Annotated in this window: 21 protein-coding genes and 11 tRNA genes; 7 read left to right on the top strand and 25 right to left on the bottom strand. The window is 52.3% G+C overall.

What is annotated here, in order from left to right; translation table 11 throughout:
- Positions 1-1,353: 1,353 nt before the first annotated feature.
- The 3 genes from GEI7105_RS0114385 to GEI7105_RS0114375 all read left to right on the top strand — a co-directional run bounded on the left by GEI7105_RS0114385 (position 1,354) and on the right by GEI7105_RS0114375 (position 4,197).
- Positions 1,354-2,508 carry a sodium-dependent bicarbonate transport family permease gene (locus GEI7105_RS0114385; protein ID WP_017661140.1) on the top strand — a complete coding sequence of 385 codons (1,155 nt, stop codon included), beginning with the start codon at positions 1,354-1,356 and terminating at the stop codon, positions 2,506-2,508.
- Between the two features lie 255 nt (positions 2,509-2,763).
- On the top strand, positions 2,764-3,288 hold the full coding sequence (locus tag GEI7105_RS0114380) for a phosphate-starvation-inducible PsiE family protein (protein ID WP_026097661.1): 525 nt from the start codon (positions 2,764-2,766) through the stop codon (positions 3,286-3,288).
- A gap of 150 nt (positions 3,289-3,438) precedes the next feature.
- Positions 3,439-4,197 carry a hypothetical protein gene (locus tag GEI7105_RS0114375; RefSeq protein WP_017661138.1) on the top strand — a complete coding sequence of 253 codons (759 nt, stop codon included), beginning with the start codon at positions 3,439-3,441 and terminating at the stop codon, positions 4,195-4,197.
- Here the strand turns inward: GEI7105_RS0114375 and queG are convergent.
- On the bottom strand, positions 4,154-5,152 hold the full coding sequence (gene queG, locus GEI7105_RS0114370) for a tRNA epoxyqueuosine(34) reductase QueG (RefSeq protein WP_017661137.1): 999 nt from the start codon (positions 5,150-5,152) through the stop codon (positions 4,154-4,156). The genes GEI7105_RS0114375 and queG overlap by 44 nt on opposite strands.
- Before the next feature lie 290 nt (positions 5,153-5,442).
- Here queG and GEI7105_RS0114365 point away from each other — a divergent pair, with 290 nt between their 5' ends.
- Positions 5,443-5,946: an orange carotenoid protein N-terminal domain-containing protein gene (locus tag GEI7105_RS0114365; protein WP_017661136.1), complete on the top strand. Its 504-nt coding sequence runs from the start codon at positions 5,443-5,445 to the stop codon at positions 5,944-5,946.
- A 234-nt stretch (positions 5,947-6,180) separates the two neighbouring features.
- A complete protein-coding gene (locus GEI7105_RS0114360) occupies positions 6,181-6,600 on the top strand; it encodes a nuclear transport factor 2 family protein (RefSeq protein WP_017661135.1) in 420 nt (139 codons plus the stop codon).
- Positions 6,601-6,757: 157 nt separating this feature from the next.
- On the opposite strand, the gene GEI7105_RS0114355 is transcribed toward GEI7105_RS0114360, so the two are convergent.
- The 5 genes from GEI7105_RS0114355 to def form a co-directional block, all read right to left on the bottom strand.
- The gene (locus GEI7105_RS0114355; protein ID WP_017661134.1) at positions 6,758-7,192 is read right to left on the bottom strand and encodes a hypothetical protein; all 435 of its coding nucleotides are present in this window, start codon (positions 7,190-7,192) and stop codon (positions 6,758-6,760) included.
- A 227-nt stretch (positions 7,193-7,419) separates the two neighbouring features.
- On the bottom strand, positions 7,420-8,001 hold the full coding sequence (locus GEI7105_RS30635; RefSeq protein ID WP_445958286.1) for an RNA-guided endonuclease InsQ/TnpB family protein: 582 nt from the start codon (positions 7,999-8,001) through the stop codon (positions 7,420-7,422).
- 149 nt (positions 8,002-8,150) lie between these two features.
- Positions 8,151-10,673 (bottom strand): ATP-dependent DNA helicase RecG, encoded by a 2,523-nt coding sequence (gene recG, locus GEI7105_RS0114345; RefSeq protein WP_017661132.1) that lies wholly within the window; start codon positions 10,671-10,673, stop codon positions 8,151-8,153.
- 203 nt (positions 10,674-10,876) lie between these two features.
- Positions 10,877-11,077, bottom strand: coding sequence for a hypothetical protein (locus GEI7105_RS0114340; RefSeq protein ID WP_017661131.1), 201 nt, complete (start codon positions 11,075-11,077; stop codon positions 10,877-10,879).
- Positions 11,078-11,104: 27 nt separating this feature from the next.
- Positions 11,105-11,683, bottom strand: a complete 579-nt coding sequence (gene def, locus GEI7105_RS0114335; protein ID WP_017661130.1) for a peptide deformylase — start codon at positions 11,681-11,683, stop codon at positions 11,105-11,107.
- 237 nt (positions 11,684-11,920) lie between these two features.
- On the opposite strand from def, the gene GEI7105_RS0114330 reads away from it, so the two are divergent.
- Complete coding sequence (locus tag GEI7105_RS0114330) at positions 11,921-13,570, top strand: DUF6930 domain-containing protein (RefSeq protein WP_245555413.1); 1,650 nt, start codon at positions 11,921-11,923, stop codon at positions 13,568-13,570.
- Between the two features lie 224 nt (positions 13,571-13,794).
- On the opposite strand, the gene GEI7105_RS0114325 is transcribed toward GEI7105_RS0114330, so the two are convergent.
- From GEI7105_RS0114325 to GEI7105_RS30630, 6 genes are all read right to left on the bottom strand, one after another.
- On the bottom strand, positions 13,795-15,123 hold the full coding sequence (locus GEI7105_RS0114325) for a transporter (protein WP_017661128.1): 1,329 nt from the start codon (positions 15,121-15,123) through the stop codon (positions 13,795-13,797).
- Positions 15,124-15,325: 202 nt separating this feature from the next.
- On the bottom strand, positions 15,326-16,153 hold the full coding sequence (locus GEI7105_RS0114320) for an MBL fold metallo-hydrolase (protein WP_017661127.1): 828 nt from the start codon (positions 16,151-16,153) through the stop codon (positions 15,326-15,328).
- A 121-nt stretch (positions 16,154-16,274) separates the two neighbouring features.
- Positions 16,275-17,279 carry an NAD(P)/FAD-dependent oxidoreductase gene (locus tag GEI7105_RS0114315; RefSeq protein WP_017661126.1) on the bottom strand — a complete coding sequence of 335 codons (1,005 nt, stop codon included), beginning with the start codon at positions 17,277-17,279 and terminating at the stop codon, positions 16,275-16,277.
- 188 nt (positions 17,280-17,467) lie between these two features.
- Positions 17,468-18,136, bottom strand: coding sequence for a class I SAM-dependent methyltransferase (locus GEI7105_RS0114310; RefSeq protein WP_017661125.1), 669 nt, complete (start codon positions 18,134-18,136; stop codon positions 17,468-17,470).
- Between the two features lie 58 nt (positions 18,137-18,194).
- Positions 18,195-18,401: a YgaP family membrane protein gene (locus GEI7105_RS0114305; protein WP_017661124.1), complete on the bottom strand. Its 207-nt coding sequence runs from the start codon at positions 18,399-18,401 to the stop codon at positions 18,195-18,197.
- Positions 18,402-18,556: 155 nt separating this feature from the next.
- Positions 18,557-18,925 (bottom strand): hypothetical protein, encoded by a 369-nt coding sequence (locus GEI7105_RS30630; protein ID WP_017661123.1) that lies wholly within the window; start codon positions 18,923-18,925, stop codon positions 18,557-18,559.
- Between the two features lie 148 nt (positions 18,926-19,073).
- On the opposite strand from GEI7105_RS30630, the gene GEI7105_RS0114290 reads away from it, so the two are divergent.
- The gene (locus GEI7105_RS0114290) at positions 19,074-19,658 is read left to right on the top strand and encodes an endonuclease dU (RefSeq protein ID WP_017661121.1); all 585 of its coding nucleotides are present in this window, start codon (positions 19,074-19,076) and stop codon (positions 19,656-19,658) included.
- Positions 19,659-19,828: 170 nt separating this feature from the next.
- Here the strand turns inward: GEI7105_RS0114290 and GEI7105_RS0114285 are convergent, their stop codons facing one another.
- From GEI7105_RS0114285 to GEI7105_RS30625, 13 genes are all read right to left on the bottom strand, one after another.
- The gene (locus tag GEI7105_RS0114285; RefSeq protein WP_017661120.1) at positions 19,829-20,698 is read right to left on the bottom strand and encodes a TIGR02452 family protein; all 870 of its coding nucleotides are present in this window, start codon (positions 20,696-20,698) and stop codon (positions 19,829-19,831) included.
- Between the two features lie 20 nt (positions 20,699-20,718).
- Positions 20,719-20,792: transfer RNA gene (locus tag GEI7105_RS0114280), tRNA-Met, on the bottom strand.
- 6 nt (positions 20,793-20,798) lie between these two features.
- Positions 20,799-20,872, bottom strand: a tRNA-Leu gene (locus GEI7105_RS0114275).
- Between the two features lie 23 nt (positions 20,873-20,895).
- Positions 20,896-20,969 (bottom strand) — tRNA-Leu (locus tag GEI7105_RS0114270).
- A 3-nt stretch (positions 20,970-20,972) separates the two neighbouring features.
- Positions 20,973-21,046, bottom strand: a tRNA-Pro gene (locus tag GEI7105_RS0114265).
- Between the two features lie 3 nt (positions 21,047-21,049).
- Positions 21,050-21,124, bottom strand: a tRNA-Leu gene (locus tag GEI7105_RS0114260).
- Between the two features lie 5 nt (positions 21,125-21,129).
- Positions 21,130-21,202, bottom strand: a tRNA-Gln gene (locus tag GEI7105_RS0114255).
- 5 nt (positions 21,203-21,207) lie between these two features.
- A tRNA-Gln gene (locus GEI7105_RS0114250) sits at positions 21,208-21,281 on the bottom strand.
- 9 nt (positions 21,282-21,290) lie between these two features.
- Positions 21,291-21,364 (bottom strand) — tRNA-Asn (locus GEI7105_RS0114245).
- A gap of 8 nt (positions 21,365-21,372) precedes the next feature.
- A tRNA-Trp gene (locus GEI7105_RS0114240) sits at positions 21,373-21,447 on the bottom strand.
- Positions 21,448-21,527: 80 nt separating this feature from the next.
- Positions 21,528-21,599, bottom strand: a tRNA-Glu gene (locus tag GEI7105_RS38495).
- A 16-nt stretch (positions 21,600-21,615) separates the two neighbouring features.
- Positions 21,616-21,689 (bottom strand) — tRNA-Glu (locus GEI7105_RS0114235).
- Between the two features lie 285 nt (positions 21,690-21,974).
- Positions 21,975-22,989: RNA-guided endonuclease InsQ/TnpB family protein (locus GEI7105_RS30625; RefSeq protein ID WP_017661119.1), on the bottom strand; the 1,015-nt coding region annotated here is incomplete at its 5' end.

The raw sequence follows: 22,989 nt of genomic DNA, 5'->3' as shown, positions 1-22,989 counted from the left end.
ATGGTTGGGGGGATGGTTGGGGGGATAGAGGGGCTTGTCTGACTGGGGCAAACCAGTGTTTTAACGCTGAGCGAAGTCGAAGCGAGCGAAGTCGAAGCGAGCGAAGTCGAAGCGAGCGAAGTCGAAGCGAGCGAAGTCGAAGCGAGCGAAGTCGAAGCGAGCGAAGTCGAAGCGAGCGAAGTCGAAGCGAGCGAAGTCGAAGCGAGCGAAGTCGAAGCGAGCGAAGTCGAAGCGTTGAGATTCGGATTCCGTATGATACCAAGCCGAGTTTTCACGCCCCGGCTTAGGTTTGGGATTCCCTTGGGACTTACGTAGTTCGACCGAAATTACCCTAAATGGAGAGGTCGGTGGGTATTGCTCACTCTACAAATGGTGTAGATGCGTAACGCCTGAACGTATAGAGAACATTCTGCGATCGCAATTTACATTGACCAGAGATATACGGGTTTTCTGAGAATAAAAGAAAAACTTATGATTTGAATTTGACATTACTTAGCAGATCCATGTGGAGCGATCGCAAATTTGTGCAGATTTTAAGATAAACTTAAGCGCATAGACTTAAGTACATAAAGATTTGAGTCTTCATAGAGCTAGCTCTATAGAAGATGCTGCGGGACAGCGACATCTTCCAGCCCCATTCTGAGAGCGGGCATTTCTGAACACCCTATCGACAGGTATCCGTATAACACCTGTGTTCTAGGGATGAAGCGCTTCATCCCTACTGTCTTCAACTGTTTAAAGCTCACTTATCACAATCATCATTCCTTGTTAGAGGAGGCAGAAGGAGGTATTCATGGCAAATTTATCTCGCATAACTCGTCGGAACTTTCTGTACGTTGCCAGTGCTTCAGCAACCGGCTCTATCTGCATCTCTGTTCGGCCGTGTTTCCCACAGTCTGAATCTGGTTTGTGGCTTTGGGGCTGAGTACGATGGCGTTTGAGTTGACCTATGCCAACATCATCAACCGGACTAATCTGGGCGATCGGTCGATTGTATTCCCCAAACGCGCACCATTTTCCGTTGCGGAAGCGCGATGAATAACCGCTCTCCACCTGAGTAGGTACCCGAAAACGCTTTCCCAGATGCATCCCTCGGATTTTACGAACCAATTGCTGGTCAATCATGACTGAAACACGCCATTGCCAATGAATCAGCACTGATACGGGCGATCGTTTGCCCTCGCTGGAGCGAAACCCGATCTTCTAGCACACGACACACCGGGATGCAGATGCATTCTTAGTAGCGGGTTGACTCGCCGCTCACCCGGATGCATAGAGCCAGCCACCCAGGATTTGAGGCCACCCTTGCCTACCGTCCTGACCCTCAAGATCTGATTACGGAGGAATTACACAGTGGATTTTTTGTCCGATTTCTTGACGCGCTTCGTGGATAAGTTGCAGTCTCCGACACTCGGCTTTCTGATTGGTGGTATGGTCGTTGCCGCCGTCAATAGCCGACTGCAAATTCCAGACGCGATCTATAAGTTCATCGTCTTCATGCTGCTCATCAAAGTTGGACTGAGCGGCGGCATTGCGATCCGCAACGCCAATCTCGCAGAGATGCTTTTACCTGCGGTGTTCGCTGCGATAATCGGAATCCTTATCGTGTTCATCGCGCGAAACACGTTGGCCAGGCTGCCGAAAGTCAAAACCGTGGATGCCATTGCGACCGGGGGCTTGTTCGGTGCCGTGAGTGGTTCTACCCTCGCCGCCGGTCTGACAATGCTGGAATCCGAAGGTATGCCATACGAGGCATGGGCTGCCGCACTCTATCCCTTTATGGACATCCCGGCACTCGTGACTGCGATCGTCTTGGCCAGCATCTATGTGAGCAAGCAAAAGTCTCTCAGCAAGCAGGAGTCTCTCAGCAAGCAGGAGTCTCTTAGCAAGCAGGAGTCTCTCAGCAAGCAGCCGGTTGCCGTAGGTGGATATTCCAGCGAGCAGGAGTATCCCAGTAGTAGGCAGGAGTATCTCAGTCAGCAGGGCGGTATCGCAGACAAGCGGGTCGAGATATGGCCTATCGTGAAGGACAGCCTCCAAGGATCTGCCCTGTCAGCACTGCTGCTCGGTCTCGCGCTCGGTATACTGACCCAGCCGGAAAGTGTCTATGAGAGCTTCTTCGATCCCCTCTTCCGCGGCCTGCTTTCGATCTTGATGCTGGTCATGGGTATGGAGGCATGGGCAAGGATCGGCGAGCTACGCAAGGTAGCCCAGTGGTACGCCGTATATGCTGTGGTGGCACCGCTGCTACATGGACTCATTGGCTTTGGTCTCGGCATGGTCGCCCACGTCACCACGGGATTCAGTCCTGGCGGCGTCGTGATCCTGTCTGTCATCGCCGCCTCCAGTTCAGACATCTCAGGGCCGCCCACGTTACGCGCTGGTATTCCCAAGGCCAATCCCTCCGCCTACATCGGCTCGTCTACAGCCGTCGGCACGCCGATCGCGCTTGCTGTGGGAATACCACTCTTCATCGGACTCGCCCAGACTCTGATGGGAGGTAGCTGATCCCAGATGGGTCGCGGTCTGCTGGAGCTTCCCTAGTCTGGCAGACCAACGCGGCAGCAAGGTCTGCATCGTCTCCATTCAACAGCCGCATAGATTGTCTCGGCCATGATATTCACAGGTTTACGCCAAATCGCTTAGAACTCTCTTTGTTTAACGTTACGGGGGGCTGCTCGAACTTCCTCGGCAATTTATTGCCAAAGATACAGAATCTAGGCCGCTTCACCCCCCCCTTTTTGCCCTTTACCTTTGATGACTATGGAACCCTCATCAGCAGCCTCTTCTAATCGCTGGCGCAATTGGTTTAATGGAGCCTACATCGTCCGTTTTCTGGAAATGGTGCAGGACTTAATTGTGATTTCGTTGTGCATTGGCCTGTTTAGCTTCATGGTGATGCAATTGCGAGAGATGTTTCTGTCGCTGTTGCCCCCTTTAGACTTTCCTCGGGTCACTGCCGATATTTTGTTTTTGCTAATTCTGGTGGAATTGTTTCGATTACTGATTATTTATTTAAAGGAGCATCGAGTTTCGATTGGGGTCGCAGTGGAAGTTTCGATCGTGTCGGTGCTGCGGGAAATCATTGTCCGAGGCATTTTGGAAACGCCGTGGGTGCAGGTCATGGCGGCCTGCTCTTTTCTCATCGTGCTGGGAGGTTTATTAGTCGTCCGCGCTTGGATTCCGCCTACCTTTGATGGCGTTGACCCAGAGCAGCAGATATCCCGCCGTCATCGAATACGTTTGGCTCAAGCATTGGCTGAAAGGGACAGTAAACTGGATGCTTAACCGTTTCAACCTTGAATTAGGCGGGTAAGGGTGCTGCCTGCATTCATTAAAAAATCTGGGTTGGCGATCCCGAAATTTTCGATGAGAACTTTGCAGGATGCCATAATTGTATCCAAAAGGTGAAGTTTTTGAGATGGTTCGGGTCAAAGTATGAGTTGGTTACTGAGTTCTATTCTCGATCGAACCCCGCTGTTGCGTACGGGCGCGTTACTGGCTGCAACTGCCACACCGTTTGCGATCGCCACGACTCCCGCTTCGGCTGTCTCCTTATCGATCGGCGGGGGATCGCTGAACTTTCAAGCCCGATCGGGAGACTTCAATATTCAGGGTGGAACCGTTACGGGTAACACCATCACCCTGTTTCAAGATGTTACGGGAACCGATCTCGACTTGGTGTTACAGATTGACGGCTTAACGAGTTTGACTTCTTTTGATGTCGTCGATGAATTTGGAATGCCCGCTGGATCTGTGTCTGGCTTTTGGTTCGAGTCGGTGTTAACCAATCGCAGCGATCGCACCTGGGAATTTTTCGATCACGAACTTCAGTCGAACTTGGGAACCCCTAGCTCTCATGGAGACGGTCTCGCGTTCGGACTGCCGAGTGGGAAATCTATTCCCTCTTATTCTGACTTTACGCCAACCTCCGATCGCTTTTCTGATATTCAAACGATCCGCAACGGAAAAGACGCGATCGCATTTTCCAACGGACTCGTCGATCCGGGCGAAACGGTGACGTTCCGCTATTTTATTGCTGACTCGACCCCCGCCTCGCCGGTTTTTCTGCGTCAGTTTTCCCAAGTTTCCTCGCTTCCCCCCGATCCGGTAGACGTTCCCGAACCCCATCTGCTTCTCGGATTGTTCGCAATTACGACCCTCGAAACGCTGCGGCGTCGCGATCGTCATCGCTGAGACGAGAACGATCGCGATCGCGTTCTCTATTTTGTAAGTTCGCCTCGGCATTGCGTCGCCACATCCAGGGTTTGATGCGGCGTAAGGCGGAGGCGCGAAATCGGCGATCCCAATCGTCTTCTGATAGCGTCGCGAGTTCGGACAAACTCGGGGCGCGGTTTTCGGGATAGGGCTGAAATTCCTCTACGTCGGTTTCTCGGGAAAATCGCTGGTTCCAGGGACAAACTTCTTGGCAAATATCGCATCCAGCCACCCAACCCTGGAGGTTTTTCGCAATGTCGGGAGGGAGGGTGTCGCTGCGGTTTTCGATGGTGTGGTAGGCGATGCAGCGGTTGGCATCGACGACGAACGGACGCACGATCGCCTCGGTGGGACAAGCTTGCAAACAGCGAGTGCAGGTTCCGCAATGTTCGGTATGGGGGCGATCGCACTCTAAGTCTAGGGTGGTGAGAATTTCCCCGAGAAACACCCAAGAGCCGTACTGACGGGTGATGACGTTGCCGTTTTTGGCAATCCAGCCCAACCCCGCTTGTTGCGCCCAAGCTTTATCCTGAACTGGCCCGGTGTCGGCGTAGTATTTGGCGCGAATCCCTTCCCCTTGGCGTTGCAACCACAGCGTAAAGGCTTTGAGTTTTTTGTCGAGAACCCGGTGGTAATCCCGTCCCCAGGCGTAGCGGGAAATTTTGGCGCGATCGCCCTCTTGGGGCTGTTCGTCCGGCGTGTAGTAGTTCAACGCCACGGAAATCACAGATTTTACGTCGGGGAAACAGGCTTTGATGTCCTGGCGTTTGGGATTTTTCATCCAGTCCATATCCGCGTGATATCCCTGGGCTAACCAGTTTTGTAAATGTCGGACGTTCTCGGGAGGCGATTCGGCAGCGGCGATCCCCACGAGATGAAATCCTAAGTCGTAGGCTTTCTGTTTGATGCGATCGCTGTTGAGATCTGAGTTCATGGCGGCGTGTCAGTGCAGAGGAACGAGACTATCTCTATTCTGGCGGGCGATCGCAACTCCCTAATTTCATTATTCGAGACCTCGAAGCTTTAAAAATTTCCAAAAATCTAGAATATTGCGCTTATTCTCTTTTAATCTCGAATTTTCAACGGTTTACAACTGTTGGGTGTAACGCTTTTTAGGCAAACTCATTATGATTCCAAATTTAATTGATTTGTAAATCTTATTTGCTTTTTGTTAAGAAAGTTTGCAAGATCGAAGTAGCCGCTTGACAAAGGTAGAGTAAAACCATGGCCTACGCCACGACTACTAACCCCGCACTCTCTGTTGTCGATTCTGCTGCACTCGTTCCCGAAGTGGCAGCTCGCTTCAGCCGCTTGTCCGTAGACGACCAACTCGCGCTTCTGTGGTTCGTCTACACCGAAATGGGCAAAGCCATCACTCCCGCTGCACCCGGTGCGGCACGTCTCCACCTCGCAGAAGGTATCCTCGAGCAAATCAAAGCAATGGAACCTGGCGAGCAGCTCCAAGTCATGCGCGACTTAGCCGCTAAGCGCAACAGTGCGACGAGCCGCGCCTACGGTGCTTTGAGCGTCAACACCAAACTGGCGTTCTGGTATCGCCTCGCCCAGTGGATGGATGAAGGAACCGTTATCGGTATGCCCCAAGGCTATCGCTTGTCCCGTCCGGCTCAAGAAATTCTCAACGTCCTCGTGACGAAAGCAGATTTCAGCCAACAAATTTCGATTCTCCGTAAAGCAGTTATCGACATGGGAATCGATCCCCTGTCGTAATCCATCGCGATCGCCTGCTTGTTAGTCCGTATTGACGTTTCCTTACGTTTTTCATCGGGGTGAAGGAACTTCTTCGAGGTTTGTTCCTTCGTCCCGTTTTTTAATTGAGAACTGACGCACTTCAACGTTAACCACACTCAATGTAGAGGTCGGTGGGCATTGCCCACCTACAGATGGTGTAAATGCGTAAGTTCTGACAGTGTTGAATACTGCTGTGATGGGAAAGTTTGTCTGATGCACGAGAAAACGACACTCGATTCAAGTGCGATCGCCATTGAAGCAATCGACGAACCCGTTGTCTGTCGCTACTTTGAAACCCTCAACACGGGAGACTTCGAGTACACGGCGCAACTGTTCGCCGAAACGGGTGCGTTACATCCACCGTTTGAAGAGGCGGTGGTCGGATCCGATGCGATCGCGCTCTATCTGGAAACGGAAGCCGAGGGCATCACCTGTTTTCCCAAACGGGGAAAAATCGAACCTCTCGACGACGGAACGCGCCTGGTGAAAGTCTCTGGAAAAGTCAAAATGCCGCTGTTTGGTGTCAACGTCGGTTGGACGTTCCACCTCGACGACACCTCGCAAGTGTTGAGCGTGAAAATTAAGCTGGTGGCGTCGCCGCAGGAACTTCTCAATCTCAAACAGTTTGCGTGACATCCCGACAGTTGGCGGTGCGTGATGATTTTTCCGTCTCAGTGGGCGGTGTACATTGGCGGTGCGTGACGATTTATTGGTCTAAGGATTTACACCCTATTTTCCAAGTCACGCACCCTACGTCGATCTCGTTTGGCGTTAATTTTGCCAAATACGATTACGCCGCCATCGACTGGGCGAACATCCGCTCCATCATGCCGCGACCGAGTTCTACGTCGCTGGGGGCGGGTTGCCAGTCGGGGTGAGCCGTCATCAGCAGGCTTTCGAGGGTTTCGCGATCGAATAAGTGCCAAACTGGGGCGTCGTTGACAGTATCGGCGATCGCGTAACAGTTCGCTGCGACACAGTGAATCGTACATCCGTCGATAACCCGGCGAATTTCCATGCGATCGCCCGGTTCCAAACCGCGAAATTTCCAAATCGCCTGTTTGAACTCCTCAAAACTGGAAATCGACAGACCCGGAACCGTCGTACAAACCCTCTCGTCTCCGTTGACCCACAGCCAATAGCGGCGGGCGGGATCGATGCCGCGCAGCCAAGGTTGGGGATCGTCGAGGTGGTAACGGGGAGCGAGCGGGAATAATGGTTCCATGGCTGACTCAATGTGATTTACGCTACAGGCTTTAATTTGTCAAGACTACACCCCATCCGTCAATTCAACTTCGTAAATCTTAGTAATTACGTTTGCTTATTTAAACTTAAGTTAAGTAATGTAAAGCTAAAATCGCCGTTTTTGGCGAATTTCCATATCTGAAAACCGCCTTGAAACGCCCAAATAATCCTGAAAACCCTTTATTATCTCATAAAAACAGCGTTTCATTATAATTGTGTATAGACACGAAGAAATGTTAAGTAACGTAACAGAGCGTCAGTCTTCCAAAAACCCCTCTGTGTCCTCTGTGTCTCTGTGGTGAATTTCGTGACGAACTCCCGACGCCGACCGCTTAGGCGGTACGGCGCGGGCTTCTCCGCCCAGACCTTTGAGATCTGGGTTTCGCGTTTTTGAGGATAGGTGAAAGTGCGATAACGATTCTTTCCCTTGAAACGGGGTTTACCGCTACGCTTGCCGTTCTTGTCTCCTTTGATAAAACGGTCAAACGCTTGCTTGACTCGCTTCACCATGTCTTGCAGTACTTGGGATTGGATTCCTCCATACCCGGGACGTTCTTGTTTGAGCTGCACCAGAGACCGTTTCTGGCTGTAATAGTCTGGCTGTTCTCTGGGCGCGGCGATGCTACAGACCAGCGGACAGGCGTTGACAGAAGTACGATTCATCTCCCACCAGTCGAACCGATCGGCTAACAGCCAGTTATACTGGCGACGCAACAGATCGAGCCAGCTAGACATTAAGCATCGCTGTTCGTAAGTTGGCTTTAATCGGTATTGGTAGGCGACTCGCATAGTACGATGTGTTACGGCACTGCATCAGACTGTATATCCGTTCCCGAAAAATTGGAGCCGATCGACCACTTACCCGCAACCTTGCCGCTCGGCTCTCCCGGCCGCCGCCCACCCTGGCGGGTAGGGCGCGGGGCTTCCCGCCGAGGGAGCTAAGTCAAAATCGATCCTCCCAACAACTGCTCGAACCGCTTCTCTAGCTCCCGTTTCATGCGAGGATAGCGATCGACTGTGGGATCTTTGGCGATGACCCGTTCGGCGGCGTCTCGGGCGAGAATCAACACCTCGCGATCGTCGACTAAACTGGCCAGAGCAAAATCAGGAAGTCCAGACTGACGAGTTCCCAACACCTCACCAGGCCCCCGTAGCTGCATATCCATTTCCGCGATAAAAAAGCCATCCTGCGACTGCGCCATCACTTCCAACCGCTGCTTGGCGTCAGCGGAAGCTTTCGAGTGAGTCATCAAAATACAAAAGGAGCGATCGCCCCCGCGTCCGACTCGTCCCCGCAACTGATGTAACTGAGATAACCCAAAGCGTTCGGCATTTTCGATTAACATCACCGTAGCGTTGGGAACGTCTACCCCCACCTCAACCACCGTCGTCGAAACGAGGATTTGCGTTGCATTGGTGCGAAATTGTTCGATCGCCGCTTCCTTTTGCGACGAGGTCATGCGACCGTGAAGCAAGCCGATCTCGTAGTGAGGAAAGACCTGCTGTAATCGTTCGTATTCCTCCGTCGCTGATTTAATATCCAGTTTTTCCGACTCTTCAATCAACGGTAAAACCGTATAACATTGACGACCTCCCGCCACTTCTCGACGAATCAAATCGTAAGCTTCTTGACGTTGCTTTCCCGATAAAACCGTCGTTTGAATCGGTTTTCGTCCGGGGGGTAACTCGTCAATTTGACTCACATCTAAATCTCCATGTAGCGTTAACGCCAACGTTCGAGGAATCGGCGTCGCCGTCATCGATAGCACGTGACAAATACCGTTTGCGCCTTTTTGCTGCAATTTCGCTCGTTGGTGAACCCCGAAGCGGTGCTGTTCGTCAATAACCACCAAACCCAACTGATGGAATTTGACCGGGTCTTGAATTAACGCGTGAGTTCCCACGAGAACCGGAAGTTCTCCCGTTTGTAATTGAGCGTGAATCTCGCGACGTTTGCTGGTTTTAGTCGAACCCGTCAGCAGTTCCACCGGAATTTGCAGCAAGTTCAACCAACCGACGAGTTTTTTATAGTGTTGTTCGGCTAACACTTCCGTCGGTGCCATCAACGCCGCTTGATAGCCCGATTGGATGGCGGCCAGAATGGCGACCACGGCGACGACGGTTTTACCCGCCCCCACATCTCCTTGTACCAGGCGGTTCATGGGGGTGGTTTTCGACAAATCACCGAGGATTTCTCGCACGACTCGCTGTTGTGCGCCCGTGAGTTGAAACGGCAGAATAGAGTAAAAGCGATCGACCAACTGTCCCTGTCCGGTGAGGGCGGCGGAGGCGGGACGACTGGCGATTTCACCACTTTGTTTGAGTTCGTGACGGCGGCGCAACAGCCCCAGTTGCAAGTAAAAGAATTCGTCGAAGACCAAACGACGACGGGCGCGATCGAGACTGTCGCTATCGTCGGGAAAATGAATCTGTTCGATCGCCGTGGGTAACTCCACCAAATCGTATTTTTGGCGCAATTTCACCGGAAGCGGTTCGAGAACCTGTTTCGCCGCCGGAAGAACCGCCAACACCGCCCGACGCATCATATCCGCTGTGACCCCGTCCGTGAGGGGATAGACGGGGAGAACGCGACCGACAGTTATCGATTCGATGCGACCTTCGGCGTTGCTGAGAGCTTCCAAATCTGGGTTGTCGAGGGTGACGCCGTATTTGTTCTTTTTCACCAATCCCGACGCCGCCACAGTCGCCCCACGGGGATACTGCGATCGCTGGGCGTATTGCCATCGCGAGGAAGTGTAACGGTGTCCGGCGTAGAACCGGGTGATTTTCACTTGTCCGGTGGGGTCTTTGAGGACGAGTTGGAAAATCGTCAGTTTTTTGTTTTTGGGACTCGAGAAGAACCGACAGCTTTTCACGTCGCCGATGATGGTGACGGTTTCACCGGGTTCTAAGTCGCAGATACTCACTTGACGGGCGTAGTCGATGCGATCGCGCGGGAAGTAATAGAGTAATTCCAACACCCGGTAGAGTCCCAATCGGGCGAGGCGATCGCCGTTGCGCCGTCCGATCGCTTTAACCTCCGTCAGAGGCTGAGTTAAATGAAGCGGTTCGGGGTTGGTGTAGCGGGGGGTGGTTTGTTGAGCTAACGTTTGAATCGGGGCGGTGGGTGGCGTTTTAACGCGGGTTGGGCGAGTCTCTTGCTGCTGCGATCGCACCTTCTCGAACACCCGCTGCATTTGCAGCAAAAAGCGGCGGGACTCTGCCACCAAATGCTGCCGTTGAGATGGCGTAAAGTCGGTATAACCCGCGAAGCGATCGCCGAGTTCCTGCCAGCGGCGGCGATCGTCTTCAGGAAGTTCCGTCGGAGGCTTACTGAAACTGAGTTTGAGAAATTCGTGAAACCGATACTCGCGCCCCATCAAGTTCGGAAACCCACGTTCGGCTTCCACACTGAGGGCTTTATACAAGCGTTCCCAATCTGGGGCGTTCGTCGTCGGCATGGCGGATTCAGTGAAAAGGGAAGAGGGAACGGGGAAGAGGGAACGGGGAACGGGGAACAATCGTAAGATATGTGACGCGGCCGGAACAGCTGGCCGGAGTCAGGTTCGTTCTGACTCTGCGTCACGCACCGACTCTACAAGTCGTGTTCTATTCCCCTTGTCTTACCTTCTCATCATCATCTCATCATCTCATCATCTCGTCATCACTGATTCGCTTTGGCATCGCGGACGGCGGCGAAGAAGAAAAAGCCTCCCAGGGGAACGCTCAGAGCTAAGATGGCGCTGGTGAACGCGACGCCGTATTGTGGAGTTCCCGAGGAGAGTTCGAAGATCGATCCGACGGCCGCGATCGCGGCAACGCAGGAACAGGCAAGAAAAAAACCGGCTTTTGGGGTGGTTCCCATCGTCTTGAGGCGCTCCTTGTCGATTGTTTACCGTGCTTTTTTAATCCGTCGGACAGTTTTGTAGGAAAAACCGTGTTTGGCTAACTCTTGGGTGAGTTCGATTTCGTTTTCCACGCGATCGACGAACATAATCCCTTCGAGGTGATCCATTTCGTGTTGGATGGCGCGGGCGGCCAGTCCCGTAAAAGCTCGAGTTTGGGGACGTCCCCGTTCGTCTTTGTAGATAACTTCGATCGCGGCGGGACGCTTGACATCGAGATAGACGCCGGGAATGCTCAAACACCCTTCTTGTCCGAGGGCGATATCGCGGCTGAACCGCTTAATTTTGGGGTTGATTAAAATCAGAGGCGGTGTCGTCGGGTCGTCGAGGTTACAATCGACCACGAGCATTTGTTTGGCCATCCCGACTTGTGGCGCAGCCAGCCCGATACCATCAGAGCTGTACATACTTTGTAGCATTTCTCTAGCTAACTGGCGCACCTTATCGTCTACGCGGGATACGCGCTTGCAGCTTTGACGCAACACGCGATCGCCGAGATAGTGGATCGTCAGAGGCGGGCGTTCGAGTTTGGTCTTTTCGACGAGAATCGGGGCGGTGCTTGGCATAAGGTCTGCAACTCTTTGTCAACAGCAGCTTTCATTACAAATGATAACGTTTGTTCGCCTCGGCAGGGGAGTGGAAATCCGGCGATCGCGTCTGTCGGTCTGTCAGTTCTGCTGGTTCCCAGTGGTACAGTGGAATAGTTACCCCGGTTAAGAACGCCGCTTCAAAGATCGGGAGGTCGCTCTCGAAAAGCGCTCCCGCAAGACGTTCGACTGATAGCTTCTAAACGTATTACGATCGTGCTGACTCAATCTACTCGTCGCCGTTTGCAAAAATTAGAACAAATTCCTTGTGTTTGGGAAGGAGACCGACGCTCGTTGAGCGTTGCCTCGGATGCAGACAGTGCAGAGCAGACCGGTGAATGCGTGCTTTGGGTCGATGGGTCTCAAGGCTTCGTGCGGGCGATGGATATGGTCACGTCCGATGTCGGTTTCGAGGCGATCGTGCGAACACTGATTCGGGCGATGGAACATCCCCACAATCCCGCCGAACCCGCCCGACCTCAAAAAATTGTCGTCAAAGATCGGGAGTTGTTGTTTTTTTTGCGGGGTGTTTTGCAAGGGTTGGACATCGCGCTCGATTATGCCCCCGATTTACCGCTGATCGACGAAATTTTTCAGGGGTTGCAAAGTACGGTAAAAGCCCGTCCGCCCCATTTACCGCCCCAATACGAAACGCCTCTCAACGATATCGCCCATGCGTTGTGGGATAACGCCCCCTGGGACTATTTGGGCGACCATCAAATTATCGCCGTCAGCCTCGATCGCTGGGGCATCGAAACCTTTTACGTCTCCGTGTTGGGGATGTTGGGACTCGACTACGGCATTTTGATGTATCGATCGCTCGAGTCGTTGAAGAAGTTTCGCGCCTCTGTATTACAAAACGACTCCATCGAACAGCTCGAGAACGCCTTTCTCAACCAAGACTGTCTGTTTTTAACCTATGACAGTCTCGAAGAATTCGACTCGGACGACTTCGACCTCTACGATTTACCCTGGCCTGAAATCGACTCCCAGTTTGGCAACCTACATCCACTAGAAGGACTGCGATCGTTTTTATACGAGGAAGAAGCCGTTCCCGTATTGGTGGCGTTAACAGCTCTCGATCGCTTTTTCTCGAAACATAACTACAAACTCGACGACGATCGGTTTCCCAAAATCGAATCGACTTACAAAATCTCGATTCCCCCCGAAATTGGAGTTCCCGAAAAGTCCGTCAGCGTTACCGTCGCGACCATGCCAGAACTGGCCAGCGAACTGTTTGAAATGGCGTCGGACACCGACGACGACGACGACAGTTTTGCGCTCGAGGATTTACCCGAAGGGCTAGATCCGACAATGTTCGCAGGGTTGCCCCTGTTGCGAGAAGATTTGATTCCCGACGGATCGCTGTTAACCCTCGGTAGTATCTCCGAAGACACGATCGAGATTCTGCGGATGACCGCTCAGTATTATACGCGCGACGAAGAGGCTCCCCAAGAGATGGCGGGGCTTCCGGTGGTCATCGTTCAAACTACGCGCCCGAAAGTGAAAGACACCGTCGCTCGTATTGAAGAAGCCGGTGGAATCCGAGCGATGTGTTTCAATCCGGGGGAAAATCCCGCCAGTGGGGAACAGTTCGATCTCGGAATTTTACAACTGGGAAACAGACAGTTATATTTGTTTGGCGAGTACAGCCACGACAACCCTCACTATCAAGAAGTTCGCAAGAAATGGGAGAAGAACAGCCGTCGCAATCAAGGATATTGTGGTTTGATCTTAGCGATGGGAGCAACGGGTTCTCATCGCGGCAATCCCCAACTGCGAGATATGATGGCGTTTTACGAAATTCCCGCGATCGATCCTGACGATTTGGGACTGGGCCCGTTACAGATGATTCCCATGTTTTAACCGGGATTTTCTTTCTCGATCGCGCGTTGTTCGATCGACCTTGGCAATCTTGACGATACCAGGGTTGAGGGCGATCGCATACTTCAGCCAATTCTCAACAGTACGGGAAACGAGGAGAGGTATTGAGAGTTTTTGGGACTCAATGGCTGAAATCCCGATCCTCCGATCGAGAAAACAGTCGTCTGCGATCGCCCTGCTGCGTCGTTTCCTTACCGTGAAACCTCTTAAAACGACGCTTGCAGTCCCACTGTCATCGTCCAGTCGGTTTCGAGTTGTGGTCCGTCTAAAGATTGATAGATGGGAAGTTCTAACTCGACCCCCAGGCGAAATCCTCGGCGATCGTACAGGTTCAATCCCAACCCCACATCAAACCGAGATCCCGCACGGCGATCGGGATCGGCGGTGGGAATCAACATCGGATTGAGACGGGAATCTTCGCCGCGAACGTTTCCCCACGTCCGAAACGTCACGCGTACCGAGGTACTGAACCAATCCGTCCACTTTCGGGCCAGCCAACTGTTGGCTTCGAGGCGATCGCCGAGGGCGTAGTCTTCCTCGTTGCGCCCCAAACGCACGCGTCCCCGTACTTGTGCGCCCCAAGACCCCTGTTCGGATTGTCCGAGATAGGTGATTCCGGGAAGCAAATCGTAGGTTCCCGAACCGATCTGCATGGGATAGGGTAACACGGCGTCGTCTGCGGCTGGGGTATTGTCTCGCTCGTCGATCGAACCGGTTGGAAAACTCAAGCCGAAATTGAGATGGAGACGTTGGCGATCGCTGTCCCAAATTTTATAAAGCGTACTGAGGCTGATGTCGCCGAGTCCGTCTGAGTTGGTGGTAAACCGCACGCCGCTGCGAGTCCGGTGATCCATTTCCATGGAGACGTAGGGAACCATCAACATCAGCGTTAACTCGTCGGTGGGAGCGTACATCGCCCCCAACATATGCATTTGCATTCCCATCTGAGTCGGCGTCACGGGAAACTGTTCGAGAACCTCGTCGTTGCTCAAACTGTCGGTTCCGTCGCGGTTTCCCTCCATGTGCATATCCATGAAGCGATAGGAAAACATAAACTCTCCCGCCCCGTGAGTATGGTCGCCCATCACGCCGATGGGAGCGTGACCGTCCGGCCGTGCGGCGCTCCATTGGCCGGGAACGCTAACATCGTCGTGGGCGATATGAAATTGGTGTCCGTCGAACGTCCAGTTTGGGATGTCGGGAAACGGCGCGAGTTCCCGTTCGTTGGGGCGATCGGCGAAGAAGACATCGAGGGTTTGAGGGGAAAAGACGCCGCGATCGACCGAGAAGGCTTCCCAGTCTACGGTATTGAGTCGCGCCGCGATCGCCCGATTCTCCCCTTCGGAGGTATGGGGCGTTGAAACATCCACCAGGCGATCGAGACGGTTAGAGTTTGGGATGTTTTCTGATGAGATCGCCGCCTCTTCTTCTTCTGCGACACGACGAGCTTTTTCGAGTTTGGAAACGACTGTTTCTGACGGCTCCATTTCCGCAAAAACAGTGAGGGGAAAACTCGCTACTCCAACCACAGCCACACCAATCGCTTTGGGTATCCACACGATCTTTTTGTTTATTGACAACATGAAAGTGCTGTCAATCTTAGATAAAACTCGTTATAAATAGCAAAAGACAGGCTGTAAAACTCAATTCACAAACTCATAAAAATAAAGCTTAAAAATTAGCAAACGAAAAAGTTATATATTGCTCGAATGGAAATTTAAGTCGCCGCTATCTTGTCTACGATCGCGCTTCAAATCGCGTTCCCACCCGTGCGTCAAAACAGCGATCGCCGAAATGTTCCCACAACCGCGCGATCGCTTTCGTTCCCGTGCAGTGATTCGCGCCGATATGCTGGATGTCGTACCGAGTCAGGGTTTCCACCGTCGCCGCCAACCGTTCCTCGCTCGCTCGTAACAGGTGCATTCCCCCCATGACCGCGTAAATTGAAGATTGAGTCAATTCGCGAATGTAGTCCAAAATGTTAATAATTCCCGCGTGAGCGCATCCGAGAACCACGACGATTCCTTTGGGGGTTTCGACGAACAAGGTGCGATCGTCGAGCAGTTCGTCCACCTCCTGGTGTTCTGCGTCGTTCCAGAACGCTCCTCCCGTATCCTCCAAGGGATGGCGACGGGGAACCGTTCCCGTCAACCATACCCCCGGAACAATTTCCGTCGGTTCTGCTGTAATCACTAGCCGTTTGACGCGATGTTGTAACTCTTCTACATCTCGCAACGGTGCGCTAATTTCCCCACGGGGACTGTATTTCTGCTTTAAACTTTCTGGATGTAAATATAAATCGAGGCGATCGCCGCAAATCGAGAGAACCTCAGAAAGCCCCCCAGCGTGGTCGTCATGACCGTGACTGAGGGCGATCGCCTCCAGGGAATCCAGAGGAAGTTGCAACCGTTCGGCGTTGTGTTTCAGAACGTATCCCTGTCCGGTATCGAATAAAATTCGATGGCCGTCCGCCTCAATCCACCAGGATAAGCCGTGTTCTCCCAACAAGCCCCGTCCCCAAGCGGTATTTTCCACCAGAACGGTAATTTCGAGATGTTGAATCATCGTTGTTTTTATTGGTGGTGTACATTGTCGGTGCGTGACAAATCGATCGGTCTCACGTTCGCGAAAGCGGTGCGTAGCACTTTCGACACCCGATTTTTCAAGTCACGCACCCTACGAGTTTTTACACTAACGCGGGTTGGTTTTCCCGGTTTTCTACCCAAGGACGAGGACCGGCTTCTTTCCGCATATCTTTCCAAATTTGCGTGGCGGCTAACGCACCGTCACCGACAGCGATCGCCACTTGGTTTAAGCCCACTTTCAAATCGCCGATCGCGAACACCCGAGGATGAGAAGTGCGTCCGACTTTGTCCGTCACTAGATTTCCACCCTGCATCTCTAAATTCAAATTAGATAGATAGGTGTTGTGGTAACGAGACCCCATCGAAATCAGTCCGGTTTCCAAGGGAACGACGGTTCCATCGACCAATTCCACACCGTTCATTTGGTGGTTTTCACCCAGGAATTGCGCGATCGGAGTTTCGATGAGGCGATATCCCATTTCGGCGATTCGTTCGCGCATTTCGTCGCTGACTTCAAACAAACCGTGAGTGAAAATGGTAATTTTTGGCGTAAACCAACTCAAGCCAAACGCCATGTTCATGCTGTTTTCGCTTCCGACGAACAATCCGGCGTGTTTGTCAGTCATTTCGTAACCGTCGCACACCATACAAACGTGGAGGTTGTATCCAGCGTACTCGTAGACGTTCTTCATGTCGTCGAGCGGCACGAGATGGTCGATAATTCCACTGGCGGCGATGATGTATTTGGTGCGAAAGGTGGGATAAATGCTGTTGTTGCGTCCGACCTTGACACGCACGGCGAAGGTGTCTCCTTCGTCGACGACTTCTTCGACGTAGCCGTGTAATATATTTCCGTTAACGGAAAGATAATGGTCTTTTCCGTGTTTGAGAAGATCTCGTCCGGGGGTGTCGGGGGGTAAGCCGAGGTAGTTGTGGAGTTCTTGCATCCAGAAGGATCGAGCTTTTCCTTTATCGACGATCAGCGAAGAGAGGTTATACCGTTGCAGGTAAACGCCAGCCGAGAGTCCTCCAGCACCACCGCCGACGACGATGGTGTCGTAGACTTGGTTCTTCGCGTCTTCTAGATTCTTTTTGGTTAACAGCATAGGGCTGACTCCTAATTTCTCCTGGTTTTTTCGAGATTTTTTTCGCGATCGAGACTTGACTTTTTTAGAATTTCGTGTTATATGCGAGTCGTCACTAGGACGGACGGATTTTAACGGGAATTCCGCTAAATGTAGAGTTGGCAATGCTCACCAACTCTACAGATGGTGTCAAGGCTCTTGACGAGATGCTACGCTTTTACTGCAAATCCGGCGATGTGGGGACTGACGACGGGAAAAGACAGTTGAAAGTTGTGATAGGTGACTTCGGCGAATCCGGCGCGATCGATCTCCGGGCCGGTTTCCCGGTTGGGATGGCAGCGATCGAACAGGCTTTTCCAAATGGGGGCGATACCTTCTTGGATTCGTCGCGTCCAGGTGTTTGGGTGTGCGGCCACGTGTTCGAGAAACACGAACCGTCCGCCGGGTTTGAGAACGCGATCGATCTCGTCTAATACGCCGTTGAGATCTCCCACCGAACAGAGAACGTGGGTACTCACCACTGCATCGATGCTAAGGTCTTCCACGGGAAGGCGTTCGGCACTTCCGACTTCCAAGCGATTCTGACTCACGCCAAATTTTTCGGCTTCCCGTTGTAGATGGGGGTGCATGAACGGATTCGGTTCGATACCGATCCATTCGATATCTGGGGCGTAATACCGCAGGTTAGCCCCCGCACCGGGGCCGATTTCGAGGATGCGACCTCGCAAGTTGCCCAACATTGTCTGTTTGAGTTGAGCCATGTTTGCAAAGTGGGGGTGGTCGATCAGTTGTAAGGTGCGATCGTCGGCGTCGTTGGCTTTGGACATTCCCCAAGCAAACAGGCGCTTTTGGACTTGTGAGAGTGGCGAACAGTTCATGGGACAACCTCAACGGAACGGACAGTAACGTCCCCGATTTGGGGCAAATCTCCCGCGCTTAGGTGTCGGTGCGGGTACTGGTGCCGAGGAGACGATACAGGGGACAAAATCCGACGATCGCTGTGACACCCGCGATGGCTGAGGCGATAGTGAGTCCGAGTCCGAGGGGATCTCCGCTGTAGGTGACTTGTCCGAGATACAACAGCACTGCGGCGATACTGAAGCGAAGGATGCGATCGAGTATTCCGACGTTACCAAACATCATAAAGTAACCTCCTAGTCGCTTTACGTTACTTAATTTCAATATATAACCGTTTAGTTAAATAGTCAAATTTATGAGTTTAAAGAAACCCGGACTCAGAAGAGTGGCCGGGTTTCCCAGTCAATTCGACGAGAGAACACCGAGACGATCGCGCGTTGTTACCATCCCAGTGCCAAAATGCGCGTTCCCCACCGCGAGGGTTTGGCCGATGGGGAAGATTCCTCGCGATCGCTCCTCGATGGCTCGGATGCCGATGTATCTGACGTGACATCGTCAGCTTCAGCCACCGATACCAGCATCAGATCGTTCGGACGCACGTACAACTCACCTTCGAGTAATGCTTGGCGCCACTGACGGCCGAGTTTCCAAGCTCGAAATTTGAGCGCGTTCCAACGAGGATTCATCGGATATCCAGCAAACCCCGATCGCAGTGCGGGTAGGTGAATTTCCTGAAGGTCAGTTTTGACCTTGACGCTTTCCGACAGTGGAACGACTCGGAAGTTTTGGTTCTTGGTCGTTTCAGACATATCCTCACCTCCTAGCTTCACTGACAAATCGAGTTATGAAAACGGTTTTTAAAAAAGCCCAATCCCATTATTTAAACGAGTCTCCCGAGAGTTGGCAAGGGCGATCGCGAGATAATGGTCTGTATGACTCTTTATTCTCGATGCGATCGTGAAACTTTCCGACCTGGTTAGACTCAAACGTACCGTTCGCGTCATCGGATTCGACGACGCACCCTTCGAGCGAAACAGCGATCGAGCGGTGGCGATCGCCGGTGTAGTCTGCGGCGGAACCCGCTTCGAGGGGATGGTCTGGGGACAGATCGAACCGGATGGTTGGGACGCCACCGATCGAATCTGCGACTTACTGCTCGAAGGGAAGTTTCTACCTCAACTTCACCTCGTCTTGTTAGACGGTATCGGCTTCGGCGGCTTCAATCTAATAGACCTCCCTCTTTTAGCACAACGCCTACAACGTCCGTGCGTCGCTCTCATGCGCCGCCCACCGAAACTCAAAAAGATGGAACAGGCGATGCGTCGTCTACCAGATTTTGAAAAACGATGGGATAGAATCCGCCGCGCGGGAAGAATCTACGCTTCCCCTCCATTCTACTTCCAAGTGTGCGGAGAATCACCCGGAACGATCGCAAAAGTTCTGCGATCGCTCACCGAATGCGGTCACGTTCCCGAAGCCTTGCGTTTAGCTCATCTCATTGGTTCGGCCGTAATGAAGGGTGAAAGCGGGACGCGAGCGTAATACAGTGTAGAGGGAAGAGTGGTGTCTCGATGCCTGTCAGTTGTCAGAAAACGAGAGCGGTTTTCGTTTAACGCAACTTAGATCGTTTAAGATCCCTGGCATCTCCAAGATGCGGGGATCTGGAGTTCTACTCCGAGCCGGAGAGTTTCAATCAGACAAACCTACGCGAATCATTGAAGGTTGCGATCGCCTGCAAACTTGGCTTGAAATGATTTGAAGGTGTTTTGAGAGCGAGTCGAGTCTAAAACTGAAAACAAAACGAGTTGAAATCTTCCCCAAAACGGATGGTTAGGTAATAAGAAATCGGCGAACGTTTGCGATACTTCTGCCGGGTCGTTGCGAAATACGCCACAGCCCCAAGCGCCTAAAACCAAGGCATCGCAACCCGAATAAGCCGCAAGACTCAGCACTTTCGCACCGCGATCGCGCAGGACTTCGGGGATTTTTTCAAGGTCTTGAGGTTTGTTTCTCGAAATTGCTCCAGCATTCGGAGCGGGACTCGTTATAAAATCGACAAAATAAGGGTTTTCGAGGAGCGTTCCGTCATCTTTTCGGAAGACCGGACAGCCCGGAGAACAAACGATTCGGTTGGAGTAAAGTAGAGACTTGGCACTCCGATGAAAATCGTAATATTCAGGACATCGAACCAGGCTTTTATATAAACCACTGCTGCGAGCGAGACTTTCTTCTTGAGCCTGAGCGCCGTTGAGAAAGCCGCCACCGGGATTTTTAGCTGAAGCGAAGTTCAACACGCCAATTTTCTGGAATTTTTGAGATGAAGATGGCGATCGCGCCAGACGTTCGGCTCCCATCAGTGTGGTCTCGTTGTAGACTTCAAACGCAGTGTTCGCAAAGGTTGCCGGACGCGACAACACCTCTCGTTCGAGTTGGGAGAGGGTTTCGGGGTCGTAACATCGAGTTTGTGCCAAACAAGCTTTGAATTCTCGCTCGATCTCGACTTTTTTTCCTGTCGGCGAAATGTAATAACCGGCGTTTAAAATTTCGAGCGTCTCTCGAGCGATCGCAATGCGTTTCGTCATGCTGTACCTTTAAGATTTAGTCGCGGGGGTAGGAATCGAACCTACCGATCTCCAGGGTATGAACCTGAGAAGCCACCATTGCTCCATCCCCGCGCTGCAATGCCCCCGACTGGATTCGAACCAGCAACGACCCGGTTCTTAGCCGAGTGCCTCTTCCAATTGGGCCACGGGGGCGAAAAATCCACGATCTCCATCGATACCCCTGGCAGGACTCGAACCTGCAAAACACCGAGTCTGAGTCGGCGACGTTTACCCATTTCGTCACAGGGGCCAATCGGGATGGCAGGATTCGAACCTGCGACGTTCGGCTCCCAAAGCCGACGCGCTACCAAACTGCGCTACATCCCGTCATACTCCCGGTGAGACTCGAACTCACAGCAAAACAGATTTTAAGTCTGTCGCGTCTTCCAATTGCGCCACGGGAGCGGACATTGCCCCGCCAGGGATCGAACCTGGACTCTTCGCAGTCAAAGTGCGAGATGTTGCCAGTTACACCACAGGGCAAAAAACTGCCGGGGTAGGAGTCGAACCTACAATTTCCTGTTTCAGAGACAGGCGACTTCACCGATTCGTCTACCCGGCAACGGACAAACTGCCCCAGTTGGACTCGAACCAACAACCATCGCGTTAACAGCGCGTTGCTCTGCCAAGTTGAGCTATGAGGCATTACGAAATGGCAAGGGGACTGGGATTCGAACCCAGAACCACGGTTTTGGAGACCGAGATGTTTGCCGTTACACCATCCCCCCGCGAAACTTTGGGATGAATTTCTCGCGTAATACATAGTGTGTTACGGTTTTTTTGACGTACTACAAACGAGAAATTGTAGAAGTCCCGACGGGAATTGCACCCGCATCTTCAGCTTGAGGGGCTGACGGCTTGACTGTTCGCCCACGGGACTTCAAAAACTGCCCGAACGAGGCTGACGAGGCTCGAACTCGCGACCTTCCGCAAGAGGGGCGGACGCTCTAACCGATTGAGCTACAACCCCAGGAAACGGGCAGCACTGAAGGAGAAAGTGAATTCAGTTTTCAAGGTTCGGGAATACCAGATGTCAGAAGCGGTTGGCTTGCATCTGCTTGTACTACATACTACATAAATACTACAGAATTGTCAAGCGTTCTTGGGAAATTTCCTGAAATCCTTGTGAACTCAGGAATTGAGCTGTTGTCGTCTGTGGGGGATGCCGTAACTCGTCCCTCTCGCAACAACAGTGGAGGGGGGACGATCGCCTCACCGAACCGAAGCGACCTCGCGAACGGGCGATCGATTTGCGCTAAATTGACACAAACGCGATCGTTGACACTCCCCAGCTATCACGGCGTGGGGATTCTTCCTTCAACGATCCGACTTGCTCTGACAGGTTTGCACCAGCCAAAGTAGCGGTCAAATCTCCAGAAGCGTTCACCTCGACTGCGCTCGGTGAGCGAAGCCGAACCGAAGTTCCGGTATGCCCTACCGTACTCAAGGCAGCGTTCAGGATGTTGACTGCGGCGTTGTGGTCTCTGTCAAGTTCGCAACCGCACTGACAAACGTGGGTGCGAGTCGAGAGACTTTTCTTGACCACCGTGCCGCAACTCGAACAGGCTTGGCTGGTATAGGCAGGTTCGACCGCAACGGTTATCCTGCCAAACTTTTCTCCAAACTGTTCCAACCACTTCCTGAACTGATACCAACCCGCATCGTGAATCGACTTGGCGAGACAGTGGTTTCTCACTAGATTCCGTATCCTCAAGTCTTCGTAGGCCACCAGATCGTTAGATCGGATTACGCAACGCGCCAGTCTCTTGGCGTGTTCTTCACGTTGCCGACTTATTTTGAGGTGAACTCGTCCAAGTCGATTGACGGCTTTTTTTCGGTTGGCAGAGCCTTTCTGTTTTTTGCTCACCCTTCGGTGAGCGCGTTTCAGCTTTTTCTCAGCGTTTCGGTAAAACCTCGGATTCGGTTCGCATTCTCCGTTTGAATCGGTGTAGAACTCCTTGAGTCCGACATCCAATCCCACGGTATTTCCTGACGGTTCGAGTGTTTCTCGAACCTCGACACTAACGCAGAACTGTGCGTAGTAACCGTCAGCCCTGCGAACCAGTCGAACCCGTTTGATTTGTTCGGTACTGTAAAACGCCAAATCCCAAGTTCCAACCAGTTTTAGTCGTCCTATATTTTTCTTATCCGTAAAGACAATATGCTTGGGGTCGAGTAACTTCCGACCGGAAGTTTTGTACTCAACGGAACGACTGTTTTTCTTGAACTTGGGATATCCTTTGTGTCCAGGAACAGACTTGCGACAGTTA

Source organism: Baaleninema simplex PCC 7105, from assembly GCF_000332355.1.
Taxonomy (GTDB): Bacteria; Cyanobacteriota; Cyanobacteriia; order Cyanobacteriales; family Geitlerinemataceae; genus Baaleninema; species Baaleninema simplex.
Note: the sequence above shows the minus strand (reverse complement) of the source record. Positions and strands in the feature narration are given on the sequence as shown.